A 12,765-nucleotide genomic window follows, 5' to 3' on the forward strand; every position below is an offset into this window, starting at 1 on the left:
TCCCCTCTTCGATCCAGACATCCATGCGCAGCAAACTCTTCGTCCCGTGCTCCCGTCCTGAACTGTTTCCGAAAGCGCTGGCCAGCGCGGCGGACTCCTTATCGTTCGATCTCGAAGATGCCGTCCAGGAAGGCCGCAAGCAGGAAGCCCGTGCAGCCATCGGCGCCTTCCTGCGCGGACTGTCGCCTGACGAAGTGACCAAGACACTGATCGTGCGCAGCAACGCGCTCGACTCCGGTCACTTCGAGGCCGACCTGGACGCCATCATCTGCCCCGCGCTGCACATCGTGAACCTGCCCAAACCGGAATCGGCCGACGACATCCTGGCTGCCACCGAGGTGCTGCAACGCTTCGAGACCGAACGCGGCATCACCACGCCGATCGGCCTGCTCGCCAACATCGAGACGCCCACGGCGCTGGCCAATGCGTCCGCCATCGCCAAGGCCAGCCCGCGTGTCGTCGGCTTGCAGGTGGGCTTGGGCGATCTGTTCGAAGACCTTGGCATCGACCGCACCGACACCCTGGCCGTGCATCATGTGCAGTTCGCGCTGCGCATGGCGGCGGGCACGGCGGGTATCTGGGCCTACGACGGCGCGTATGCGGCGATTGCCAATCCCGACGGTTACCGCGCCGAAGCCGAAGCCGCGCGGCGGCTGGGCTTTCTGGGCAAGACCTGCATCCACCCCAGCCAGATCGCAATCGCAAACGAAGTGTTCCGTCCGTCGGACAAAGAGATCGCGCATGCACTGCGCGTCGTGGCGGCGGCCGATCAGGCCGAGAAGGACGGCGTCGGCGCGTACACGGTCGACGGCCAGATGATCGACCCGCCCTTCAGCCGCCGCGCGCGGCAGATCGTGAAGGCGGCGAAGGAACTGGGCCTGGCATAAGCGGAAACGGTTTGCGTTAGCGATGCGCGACCGCAGAAGGCGCCTGCCCTGCGCTTACAAGCGATGCCGCCGATCCCCCTGCGCGAACCCGCGCAGGCTGACGTCCATATTGCGGCCTACCGCCAGCACCTTGAACAGCTCGCCCATCTCGGCGGGTGACAGCAGCTTCTGCACAGGCGCGACCGTCTGGGCGTAAGTCCTGGCATCGGACGGATCCAGGTCGCCCAGAATGTCGGCCAGCCCGGCGTTCATCAGGAAGGTCGACTGCGACGTGTAGCCCAGCACCTCCAGGCCACCATCGAGCGCGGCGTCGGCCATCGCGGTGAAGTCCACATGCGCCGTAATGTCCTGCACACCTGGCGCCACGAATGGATCGGCATGGGCCACATGGCGCAGATGGCACATCAGGGTGCCGGCCGCGCGTTGGGGGTGGTAGTACTCGGCCTGCGGAAAGCCATAGTCGATCAGCAATGCCGCGCCGCGCGTCAGCCAGTCGCCCATGCCGCGCACAAAGGCTTCGGCCTGCAGGTTGATCTCGGACGTGTAGCCGGGCAAGGCGGGCATGCGGGCGGACACGGCCTGTGTCAGGTCATCGGGCGCCGGGCGGTCGACCCACAGGAATGCGCCATCGGCGTCGACCGATACGCCGCGCTCTTCCAGGCTGCCTTCATTGTCCGGCCAATGGAACAGGCGCACGGGCATGGCGTCGAGCAATTCATTGGCAACCACGCAGCCCGTAAAGGATTCGGGCAGGGCATCGAGCCAGGTCACGCGATCGCCGTAGGCGGCCAGCGTGGCCTGCTGCCGCTCGCGCAGGTCGGCCGATACTTCCAGGATCCGATAGCGGGCCGCGATGCCCAGGCCATCGAGCGCGTCCAGCAACGATCGCGCCAGTGCGCCCGTGCCGGCGCCGACTTCCATCACCTCGACGGATCCGCAGTCGGCCAGCACCTCGGCCACCTGGCGGGCCAGCGCGGCGCCGAACAGCGGCGTCAGTTCCGGAGCGGTCACGAAGTCGCCGGCCAGCGTGGCCGTGCCGGGGGACCCCAGCTTTTCACTGCCGGCCGCGTAGTAGCCCAGGCCGGGCGCATACAGGGCGTCGCCCATCCACTGGTCGAAGGCCAGCCAGCCTCCAGCCGCGTCAATCTGCGCGCGCAGGTGGTCGGCCACGGCATCGGAGTGGCGTTGCGAAAGGGGGTCGAGGGACGGCAGGCCCTGAGGGAGAGCGGACGGAGACATGAATGGCGACGCAGAAGGCATGACGCGCATTTTCCCATGGAAGCGGCTTGGCACCTCGCGCCGCCAGCCGCCTTTGTCGGCCTGCCCTTGGTAAACTGCGGGATTCGCCCTTACGGTTACCTCTTTCCCCATGAACGACGCGCGTTCCGACAGCAAAGTCGTCCTCGTCACTGGCGCTGCCCGCCGCATCGGTCGGGAGATCGCGCTTGCGTTCGCCCGCCGCGGCTGGCATGTCGCGATCCACTACGCCACCTCGCAACGGGAAGCGCAGCAGACACTGGACGATCTGCATGCCTTGGGCGTCGAAGCCGCCGCCTTCAGTTGCGATCTGGCCATCGAAGCCGAAGTCGGCTATCTGGTGCCCTCGGTGGTGGCGCGCTTCGGGCGGATCGATGCGGTCGTCAACAATGCGTCGTGCTTCGAGTTCGATGATGTCGAGACCTTTGATGCCGCATCGCTAACCCAACATCTGATGCCCAATCTGGTGGCGCCCATCGTGCTCGCGCGCGGCCTGGCGCACGCGGTCGCGGATCGCGGCGGCAACGCGCGGGGCGTGGTCGTGAACCTGCTCGACCAGAAGCTCTGGAACTACAACCCCGACTTCCTTTCATACACCCTGAGCAAGGCCGCACTGGAAGCCGCCACCACCATGCTGGCCCAGGCGCTTGCGCCCGCGGTGCGGGTGGTGGGCGTCGCGCCCGGACTGACCATGATCAGCCACCTGCAGACGCCCGAGCAGTTCGCGCAGACCCACGCCATGTCGCCCCTTGGCCAGGCCAGTACCCCCGATGACATCGCGAGCGCCGTGGTGTTCGCCGCCGAAAACGGATCCATGACGGGCACCACCCTGATGGTCGACGGCGGCCAGCACCTGGTCGGCTTTTCCCGCGATTTCAGCATGATGAACCCGTCCGCAGCGCCGCCTGCGGCGACTCCCTGAGCACGACACGCCATGCGCACCCGCCGTATCTTCTTTACCCGCCTGGCCATCGATGCCCAGATCGGCATTCTCGACCATGAGCGCGGCGCCACGCAGCCGCTGCATATCGATGCCGAAATCGACGTCGCGATGATCGACATCCCTCGCCATGACGGCATCCAGGAAGTGCTGGACTACCGTCATCTGCGCCAGGCCATCATCGACGAGTGCACCCGCACCCATGTGAACCTGCTCGAGACCCTGGTAGACCGGCTTGCGGCGCGGCTGGTAACCCAGTTTGCCGACGTGCAGCACGTCAAGCTGCGTGTGAGCAAACCCCAGGCCTTTGCCGACTGCGTGGCGGTCGGCATCGAAATCTCGGCCTCCCGTGGAGACCTGGCATGAACGCCGTCCCTTCAATGATGATCCCCGGCCAAGTCGTTGCCGATGTCAACGACACGCCAGCTGTCGACATGCAGGGTGCCGACACCAAGGCCGCCGAATCCGCGCGCGCCCGCCTCAAGCGCGAACGTGAACGCAACAAGCTCGACAAGCGCCTGACGCGCGAAGTGGGCCGCGCGATCGGCGACTTCAACATGATCGAAGAAGGCGACAAGGTCATGGTGTGCCTGTCGGGCGGCAAGGATTCGTACGGCATGCTGGACATCCTGCTCAAGCTGCGCGAACGGGCGCCTATCCATTTCGACATCATCGCCGTCAACCTGGACCAGAAGCAGCCCGGGTTTCCGGACGACATCCTGCCGCGCTACCTGACCGAACTGGGCGTCCCCTTCCATATCGAGACACAGGACACCTATTCGATCGTCACGCGCGTGATCGAAGAAGGCAAGACGATGTGCTCGTTGTGCTCGCGCCTGCGCCGCGGCATTTTGTATCGCGTGGCCGATGAACTTGGCGCGACCAAGATTGCGCTCGGCCACCATCGCGACGACATCGTCGCCACCTTCTTCCTGAACATGTTCTACGGCGGCACGCTGAAAAGCATGCCCCCCAAGCTCGTTTCCGACGACGGCCGGCACACGGTGATCCGCCCGCTGGCCTATGTGAAGGAGGCGGACCTGATTGCCTATGCGGACTGGAAGGGCTTTCCGATCATTCCTTGCAACCTGTGCGGCTCGCAGGAAAATCTCAAGCGCAAGGAATCCAGCCGGCTGATCGCCACGTGGGAAAAGCAGTTCCCGGGCCGCATCGACAACATCTTCAATGCGCTGTCGCGGGTCACGCCGTCCCATCTCATGGACCGCGACTTGTTTGACTTCGTCAACTTGAAGCCGACCGGCGTGCCCGACGCGAATGGCGATACGGCCTTCGATGCCGTGGATCCGGTCAGCCCCACAGCGGCGGCTTCGGCCTGTGGCAGCAGCGACGAGGCAGAAGATGGCATGGCAGGCAACGGCAGCCCCATCACCGAACACGCCGTCACGTTCATCCGGCCGCAGGGCAACTGACTTGCCCGAGGCGCCGGTTGTCCTGCATGCGCAAGGCGTATCGCGCCGTTTCGCCAAGGGCGTGACGGCGCTGTCACCGGTGGACCTGACGGTGCACGAAGGCGAGTTCGTGACCCTGCTGGGCCCGTCTGGCTGCGGCAAGACCACCCTGCTGCGGTTGATGTCCGGCCTTGATACGCCAAGCACCGGCACCCTGACCCGGGCCGTTGACGAGGACGGCCTGTCGTATGTCTTCCAGGATGCCACCCTGATGCCGTGGGCCTCGGTACGCACCAACGTGCGCCTGCCGCTCGATCTACAACGAGGCGCGGGCAAGCGGTTCACGGCGGACGCAGCCCAGGCGGTCGAAGCCGCACTGGAACGGGTCGGGCTGAGCGACTTCGGTGACGCCTTCCCCCGCGAACTGTCGGGGGGCATGCGCATGCGCGTATCGATCGCCCGCGCGCTGGTCACCGAACCGAAGCTGCTGCTGATGGACGAGCCCTTCGGCGCGCTCGATGACATCACGCGCCAGCACCTCGATGACGAACTGCTGACCCTCGCGCGCCGTCACAAGCTGACGGTGGTGTTTGTGACCCACAACGTATTCGAAGCCGTCTACCTGTCGACCCGGGTCGTGGTCATGTCGGCGCGGCCCGGACGTATCGTTGACGATGTCAAGAATGACGTGCCGGTGCGCGATGCGGCATTTCGCGGGTCGCCCGATTTTGCGCTGCGGGCCGCGCGCCTGCAGGCCGCCCTGTTGAAAGGGCAGCAACCGGGCGCCGTCAGCGCCGCGGGCATCGGGAACGTGCAGACATGAACCCCGCGCTGCGCTGGTCCGCGCCGGTCATCGTTGCCATCGTCCTGCTGCTGATCTGGCAAGGGCTGGTCCGCGCGCTGGACGTGCCGATCTACCTGGTGCCCGCGCCAACCGATGTGGCGCACGCCCTGGCTGCCGACTGGGCCTTGCTTGCCCAGTCCCTGTGGTTCACGCTCAAGATCACCGGCCTGGCGCTGGTGGCCGCAACCTTCATGGGCGTGCTGCTGGCCTTCCTGTTCGTGCAGAGCCGCTGGATCGAAGCCAGCCTGTTTCCGTACGCCGTGTTGTTGCAAGTGACACCCATCGTCGCCATCGCGCCCCTGATCATCATCTGGATCCAGAACACCACGGCCGCGCTCACCTTCTGCGCCACCATCGTTGCGGTATTTCCCATCATCAGCAACACGGTGCTGGGCCTGCGCAGCGTCGATCCCGGCCTGCTCGACTTTTTCCGGCTCAAGCGCGCGTCGCGCTGGCAGATCCTGTGGCGCCTGCGCCTGCCCTCGGCCTTGCCCGCGTTCTTTGGTGGGCTGCGCATCGCCTGCGGCCTGGCCCTGATCGGCGCGGTGGTAGCCGAATTCGTGGCGGGCACCGGCGGCACGCAGACGGGCCTGGCCTATCAGATCCTGCAGGCCGGGTACCAGATCAACATCCCGCGCCTGTTCGCCGCCCTCTTGCTCATTACCCTGGCCGGCGTCATCCTGTTCGCCTTGATGACGCTGCTGTCGCGCGTGGTGCTCGCGCGCTGGCACGACAGCGAAACGACCGATTGATCGACTGCCCGCACCACGGCCCCCGCCCGGAGTCCCCATGTCCTCTGCCCGTCTGCCCTTCGCCCGCCTGCCCCTGCCCTCCATGGTTGCACTCGCACTGGGCGTGCTCACTGCGACCCTCGTCCCGGCTGCCTCGCACGCCCAATCTGCCCCCACCAAGCTCACCTTCGGCTCGAACTGGTACGCGCAGGCCGAACACGGCGGCTTCTACCAAGCGGTTGCGGATGGCATCTATCGCAAGCACGGCCTGGACGTCACCATCAAGATGGGCGGCCCGCAAGTCAACGGCATGCAGTTGCTGCTGGCCGGCCAATACGACGTGGCCATGGGCGATGACCTGCAAACGTTCAAAGGCGTGGAGCAGGGCCTGCCGCTGGTCACCATCGCCACCACCTTCCAGCAATCGCCCACGGTCCTGGTATCGCACCCCGGCCCCAAGACCCTGGCCGACCTGAAAGGCCGCACCCTGTTCATTGGCCAGGCCAGCGAGACCACCTTCTGGCCCTGGCTCAAGACCCGGTACGGCTTTACCGACGCGCAAAAAAAGCCCTACACCTTTTCGGTCCAGCCCTTCCTGGTCGACAAACAATCGGCCACCCAAGGCTACCTGGCGTCCGAGCCATACACGATCGAACAGCAGACCAAACAGAAGCCCACGGTCTTTCTGCTGGGCGAATACGGCTACCCGCCCTATGCGCAAACCCTGGTCACCACACGCACCGCGTTGAACGCCAAGCGCGATGCCCTGCAGCGCTTCGTGCAAGCCAGCGCCGAAGGCTGGAAGAGCTACCTCGCCAACCCCGCCGCCGGCAACGCCCTGATCCTGAAGGACAACCCGCAAATGACACCGACGCTGCTCGATTACGGCGTAAAGGCCCTGAAGCAGGCCAAGCTGGTGGACGGCGGCGATGCGGCCAAGCGTGGCCTGTTGACGATGACCGATGCGCGCTGGAAGGCGACGTACGACTTCATGGTGCAGGAAAAGTTGCTCGCGCCCAGCGTTGACTACCGCAAGGCCTTTACGACGGAACTGGTGGATAAGGTCAACGTGTTGCCGTGAGGGGCGCGCTGCTGCGCAAATACAGGGACGCCATCGCAGGAGCACGGGCACGGGTCGTGCGTTTGAAGACGCATGAGCAACAGCACCGGCCCGATTGAATACAGACATCACACGCTACCCAATGGGGCGGTGGTAGAAGCTGCGGCTTGGCGAGTGGGACTCTTCTTCATCGGCAGAGCAACCGTCACCCGGCCGGATGGGTCGATCGTTGGACGTTTCCTTACCGCTACCGGCAAATCCTTGGAAGACGTGCATGAGCAGCTCCTGCACGAAGGGCGCAGCGCTTATAAAGAGCCGTGATCCACCCATCCAATTCACACTGTGCGGGACGATTGATGGCGCTTGGTAACCGTACATACCTCGGCAGTATGATGGCCTGAAAGCGGAACGCGAGCTGGCAGCGGCAATTGGGCACACGATGCGTCGGCACAACTGGCAACGCCAGAGCAAAGTTGCGCGCTGCCGGTGCGTCAAAGTGTCGTTACATGCGGAAATCGCATGGTCGCGCTTCTGACTGGAACAATCGCCGACATGATCAACATGCCGCTTTTTCGACGACGCGATCAACGCTCTCGCGGGCGTTTCCGAAACCGCCTCAGGATTTCCTGGGAGTTCGTGAGGACTAGCATCTGGCCGGTACCGGTTGCCATGCTGGTGCTGGCTGTGGCGCTCAGGGAGGCTGCCGCCCTGATCGATGCGCGCGTCGACAACGAGGTGGCCCTGTCCTTGTGGTGGCTGCATTCCGGAAGCGGCGATGATGCGCGCAACCTGCTGTCGACGCTGGTCGGCGCATTGATCACGATGGCCAGCGTGATGTTTTCAATCACGATGGTCGTGCTTTCACTCGCCGCCAATCAGTTCGGCTCCCGCCTGATACGCACGTATATGGCCGACACCCGGACAAAGGTGTCGCTGGGTTGGTTCGTTCTGACGATCGTTTACTGCCTTCTCATTCTGCGTACCGTCTACACGGACCTGCCGCCAGAGGAGGTACCCCATGTTGCCGTCACCCTGGGCCTTGCACTGGCGCTGGTGTGCGTGCTGACGCTGCTTCTGTTCCTGCATGTGATTGCCAGGTCCATGGTCGCCGATGACGTCATCCGCCGCGTCGCAGGAGAGCTGGCGGCGTCCCTTGCGCAGTTGCCCAAGCGGGATAGCGAGACACGGCCTCTGGCAGCACCGTTGGAGCACGATGGACCGGTTCGAATTGTCCGCGCAGGCAGAGAAGGGTACGTTCAGACGATCGACTATGAAGCCCTGTGCGCAGTTGCTTGCGACCGCAACATCAAGGTGCAGATCCACTGCAAGGCGGGCGCATTCGTGTGCCCCGGCGACTGGCTCGCTGAGGTGAGCCCGGCGTCGGCCATGGGCTCCAGCCTAGCCGCCGCCATTGAAGGCAGCGTGGAAATCGGCGCGCGACGCACGCCGACCCAGGACATTGAATTTTTGGTAAGACACCTTGTGGACGTCGCGCTTCGTGCGCTGTCGCCAGGCATCAATGACCCGAGGACGGCGACCGTGGTGATTGACCATCTGCGCGCGACACTCGCGCGCCTGATGACTCGGGAAATCAGGTCCACGCGGCGTTGTGGCCCCGACGGCACAGTCCGCGTACAGGGAATCGATACGACCTTCGCCGCCCTGCTGGACGAGGCATTCAATCAGATTCGGCAAGTCGGCGCGGCGCAACCGGCTATCGTCATTCATCTTCTGGGCGCCATCGACCGACTGGCAGAACATATCCAGATACCTGAACAGAAAGCGCCGCTGACAGAGCATCTGACGCTTATCGCGGAAGCCGGTCTTCGCAAGGCGGATGCGCCGCGCGACCGGGCGGACATTGAACGCAAGCGGGACGCCGCCCTGCGCAAGATCGCCACGGCGTTGTCGTTGGACGGCCTCAACAAGGGCGAAAGGCTTGATGCCACAGACGAGTAGCCCTGTCAGGACCTGCGCCGCCGATGAGCGCCAGCTACTGCGCAAGACGGCGCTACAGCATGCGCCGTTGGCCGAAAGATCGCAGTGCGAAGGTCCGGGTGACGAGCGGGCACATGGGATGCGTGACAGCCGCGTTCTCACATGAAAAGCACGGCCATGCCGTTGGAGGCTTCATGAAGCGCTCTCTTGTCATCGCCCGGGTGGGTCGCACATCGCTTCACCGGTGCTGGACCGATGCGACCAAGCCGCGCGATTGGGACCTTTATCTCTCTCCCTTCGAGGAGATCGGCTCGCAGGCGGACCTGGACTGCCAGGTGGGCGAGATCATCCCCGGCCCGAAATGGACGGGCCTGGCCAAATTGCTGAACGGATGGCACGGCTGGCGTGCATACGACCAGATCTGGCTTCCCGACGACGACATTCTGGCCAGCCAGGACGCGATAACGAGGATGTTCGAGCTTGGGCGTGCGCTCGACTTCCATCTCTTCGCGCCGGCCCTGCACGAGACCTCGCACTATGCCCACTTCATCGCCATGCGCAACCCGAGCTTTTTGGCCAGGCGGGTCGGCTTTGTCGAGATCATGATTCCGTGCTTTCAACGTGCGACGCTCGAGGGCTTGCTGCCCACCTTCGCGCTGTCAGCCACAGGATGGGGCTTTGGCCTTGATGCGGCCTGGCCGAAGATGCTGGGCTACGAGCACATCGGCATCATCGACGAGGTGTCCGTCGTGCACACGCGTCCTGTCGGGACGTTCAAGGATCCGGATCTGCGCCGCCGCGTGATGCAGGAATCGGAGGACATCCTGGCCAGGTTCGAGTGCGGTCAGCGCCTGGTGACGTTCGCCGGGGTAAGGCCCGACCTGCGCGACGCCTCGCTTACCCCGGAAGAGCTCCTTGTGGAGCTCGTGCGCGGATGGCAATACCTGTTCGACCGGGATGCCAACGCGCTGCGCTGGCTCTTCGAGCAGCAGCAATGCCTCTTCTCGGATTCGCCTTACCCGGTTTCCGGATTGCCGACGAGCCCGCACTCCCGGGCCAAGGCCGGCTCGTGAGCAGGGGGCGGCAGCAGCCGTCCCCGCGCCGAGGGGTGTGAGCCAGATACATGGGTCGGTGGTTCGCCGCCAGTTTGTCCGCCCCCTTTTCATGTTCCCGTCAGGGTCGTGTCACTCGACCGTCATGACGCGCCTCTACCATTCGCGCACATTCTCACGATAGTGGCTACCCATCGGGAAGCCGCGTCGTAGCCGATCCCAACGTGCGCAGTCCCCTCCTCCATGCCCTCCGCCCTGTTTGCCTCGCGCCTTGCCGCGATGGCGCTGCTGGCCGCCTGTCTGTCCGCCTGTGGCGGTGACGATGCGTCCGGTGGCAACGATTCCACCCCGTCCCAGCCGCAGCCTGTCATGCGCTGCGCGCCCTGAACCTGAGTCGCCACTCGCCATGACCTCACGCCGCCAATTCATCAAAGCCGCCAGCACCGCCGGGTTCGCCTCGGCCGCGCTTGCCGCCTTCCCGCCCAGCATTCGCAAAGCACTCGCCATCGAGGCGAACAACGCCACCGGCACGATCAAGGACGTCGAACACGTCGTGATCCTGATGCAGGAAAACCGGTCTTTCGACCATTACTTCGGCACGCTCAATGGTGTGCGCGGCTTTGGTGACCGGATCACGATTCCGCTGCCCAATGGTCGCAATGTCTGGCAACAGCAGCGTGCCAACGGCACGGTACTGCCGCCCTATCACCTGGATGGCAGCAAGAACAACGCGCAGCGCGCGGCGGGCGCCAACCATTCCTGGGTCGATAGCCAGAAGGCCTGGGACAACGGTCGCATGACCGATTGGCCGACGCAGAAGAAAGACATTTCGATGGGCTACTTCAAGGAAAGCGAGATTCCTTTCCAGTTCGCCCTCGCCAATGCCTTCACGATCTGCGATGCCTACCACTGCTCCATGCATACGGGTACGGATGCGAACCGGGCCTTCCATATCACCGGGACCAATGGTCCAACGGCGCAGGGCACGGCCTTCGTGAACAACGAATGGGATGCGATAGACGGGCTGCCGGCGTCGGCCAACATCGGCTACACGTGGACCACCTATGCCGAACGCCTGGAAGCGGCAGGTGTCAGCTGGATCTCGTACCAGAACATGCCCGACGAATGGGGCGACAACATGCTGGGCGCGTTCCAGCAGTTTCGCAAAGCCAACCTGGCGTCGGGCTATCCGGTGTCGAGCGGTGGATCGCCCGGCAAGCCGTACGACCTGACCGCGCAGACCCTGCCCTACAAGGCGTACGACGCGGCCAGGGACGATCCCCGCAACCCGCTGTACAAGGGCGTCGCCAACACCTTGCCTGGCACCAGGCCCGAGGAATACCTGGACGCGTTCAAGCGCGATATCAAGGAAGGCAAGCTGCCGCAGGTGTCGTGGGTCAATGCGCCATCGATCTATTGCGAGCATCCTGGCCCGTCGAGCCCGGTACAGGGCGCCTGGTTCCTGCAGGAAGTGCTGGACGCACTGACGGCCAATCCGGACGTCTGGAGCAAGACCGTGCTGATCGTCAACTTCGACGAGAACGACGGCTACTTCGATCACGTGCCGTCGCCTTCCGCGCCGTCCTTGAACGCCGACAACACGCTGGCCGGCAAGTCCACATTGGGCGATGCGGCCATGGCCGCCGAGTATTACCGTCATCCTGCTCCGCAAGGCAGCAAGGGCCAGCCTGCACCGGACAACCGTGTCTACGGCCCGGGTCCGCGTGTGCCGCTGTATGTGATTTCGCCATGGAGCCGCGGCGGCTGGGTCAATTCCGACGTCTTTGATCACACGTCGGTGCTGCGTTTCCTGGAAGCGCGCTTCGGCGTGCAGGAACCGAACATCAGTCCCTATCGCCGCGCGGTCTGTGGCGATCTGTTGAGCGCGTTCAATTTCAAGACACCCAACACCGAAACGCTGCCGACGTTCAAGGGCCGCACGACGCGCGATGCGGCCGACCAGTTGCGCACGGCGCAGCAGGCCTTGCCCGCCGTGCCGGTGCCGACCGACATGCAGTTGCCGCTGCAGGCCAGCGGCGTGCGGCCATCACGGGCGCTGGCCTACGAGCTGCACACCAGCGCGCGCGCCAATGCCAACGGATCGGTCCAGTTGCTGTTCGCCAATACGGGGCAACGCGCCGCGGTCTTTCATGTGTACGACTCGCTGCACCTGGATCGCATCCCGCGCCGCTATGTCGTGGAAGCCGGCAAGACGCTGGATGACACGTGGGCCCCGCAAGCCGCCGACGCCGGCCGCTACGACCTGTGGGTGCTCGGCCCGAACGGCTTCCACCGCCACTTCAAGGGCGACACCACCCGTCTTGCCGTGAGCAAGGCAACGCCCGAGATCCGTGTCTGCTACGACATCGCCAACGGCCATGTGTATGCCGAGATGATGAACGGCGGCACGAACCCGGTACGGTTCAGCATCGTGTCGATGGCTTACCGCAAGGATGGCCCTTGGACGGCCACGGTGGCGGGCGGCGCGACGTCGACCCAGAACTGGTCCCTGACCGACAGTGGCCGCTGGTATGACTTTGCGGTCACCTGCGACACCGACCCTGCCTTCTACCGCCGCTTTGCGGGCCGCGTGGAAACCGGCGAACACTCTGTCAGCGATCCGGCCATGGGGTGATGCCGGACTGAG

13 protein-coding genes are annotated in these 12,765 nt (G+C 64.6%); 12 read left to right on the forward strand and 1 reads right to left on the reverse strand.

Annotated elements, in window-relative coordinates:
* Positions 1-23 precede the first annotated feature (23 nt).
* A complete protein-coding gene (locus tag IE116_RS14875; RefSeq protein ID WP_189613617.1) occupies positions 24-887 on the forward strand; it encodes an HpcH/HpaI aldolase/citrate lyase family protein in 864 nt (287 codons plus the stop codon).
* Between the two features lie 54 nt (positions 888-941).
* Here IE116_RS14875 and IE116_RS14880 read toward each other — a convergent pair whose 3' ends face one another.
* Entirely contained in the window at positions 942-2,126 is a 1,185-nt protein-coding gene (locus IE116_RS14880) for a class I SAM-dependent methyltransferase (protein ID WP_189613619.1), read from the reverse strand.
* A 130-nt stretch (positions 2,127-2,256) separates the two neighbouring features.
* Between IE116_RS14880 and IE116_RS14885 the strand changes: the two genes are divergently transcribed.
* From IE116_RS14885 to IE116_RS14935, 11 genes are all read left to right on the forward strand, one after another.
* Positions 2,257-3,066 (forward strand): SDR family oxidoreductase, encoded by an 810-nt coding sequence (locus IE116_RS14885; protein ID WP_189613621.1) that lies wholly within the window; start codon positions 2,257-2,259, stop codon positions 3,064-3,066.
* Between the two features lie 12 nt (positions 3,067-3,078).
* Positions 3,079-3,450 carry a dihydroneopterin aldolase gene (folB, locus tag IE116_RS14890; protein WP_189613622.1) on the forward strand — a complete coding sequence of 124 codons (372 nt, stop codon included), beginning with the start codon at positions 3,079-3,081 and terminating at the stop codon, positions 3,448-3,450.
* A gap of 68 nt (positions 3,451-3,518) precedes the next feature.
* Entirely contained in the window at positions 3,519-4,514 is a 996-nt protein-coding gene (ttcA, locus tag IE116_RS14895) for a tRNA 2-thiocytidine(32) synthetase TtcA (RefSeq protein WP_229828476.1), read from the forward strand.
* Between the two features lies 1 nt (position 4,515).
* Positions 4,516-5,316 carry an ABC transporter ATP-binding protein gene (locus IE116_RS14900; RefSeq protein ID WP_373303003.1) on the forward strand — a complete coding sequence of 267 codons (801 nt, stop codon included), beginning with the start codon at positions 4,516-4,518 and terminating at the stop codon, positions 5,314-5,316.
* Positions 5,313-6,089 (forward strand): ABC transporter permease, encoded by a 777-nt coding sequence (locus tag IE116_RS14905; protein WP_189613629.1) that lies wholly within the window; start codon positions 5,313-5,315, stop codon positions 6,087-6,089. Before IE116_RS14900 ends, IE116_RS14905 begins: the two co-directional genes overlap by 4 nt.
* A gap of 37 nt (positions 6,090-6,126) precedes the next feature.
* Complete coding sequence (locus IE116_RS14910) at positions 6,127-7,149, forward strand: ABC transporter substrate-binding protein (protein ID WP_189613631.1); 1,023 nt, start codon at positions 6,127-6,129, stop codon at positions 7,147-7,149.
* A gap of 72 nt (positions 7,150-7,221) precedes the next feature.
* Positions 7,222-7,449 carry a hypothetical protein gene (locus IE116_RS14915; protein WP_189613633.1) on the forward strand — a complete coding sequence of 76 codons (228 nt, stop codon included), beginning with the start codon at positions 7,222-7,224 and terminating at the stop codon, positions 7,447-7,449.
* 198 nt (positions 7,450-7,647) lie between these two features.
* On the forward strand, positions 7,648-9,087 hold the full coding sequence (locus IE116_RS14920; protein ID WP_189613635.1) for a DUF2254 domain-containing protein: 1,440 nt from the start codon (positions 7,648-7,650) through the stop codon (positions 9,085-9,087).
* A 173-nt stretch (positions 9,088-9,260) separates the two neighbouring features.
* Positions 9,261-10,139, forward strand: a complete 879-nt coding sequence (locus IE116_RS14925; RefSeq protein ID WP_189613643.1) for a hypothetical protein — start codon at positions 9,261-9,263, stop codon at positions 10,137-10,139.
* Between the two features lie 222 nt (positions 10,140-10,361).
* The gene (locus IE116_RS14930; protein WP_189613645.1) at positions 10,362-10,505 is read left to right on the forward strand and encodes a hypothetical protein; all 144 of its coding nucleotides are present in this window, start codon (positions 10,362-10,364) and stop codon (positions 10,503-10,505) included.
* Between the two features lie 19 nt (positions 10,506-10,524).
* Positions 10,525-12,753, forward strand: coding sequence for a phosphocholine-specific phospholipase C (locus IE116_RS14935; RefSeq protein ID WP_189613647.1), 2,229 nt, complete (start codon positions 10,525-10,527; stop codon positions 12,751-12,753).
* Positions 12,754-12,765: the final 12 nt, after the last annotated feature.

It is taken from the genome of Pigmentiphaga litoralis (assembly GCF_014651835.1).
GTDB lineage: Bacteria > Pseudomonadota > Gammaproteobacteria > Burkholderiales > Burkholderiaceae_B > Pigmentiphaga > Pigmentiphaga litoralis.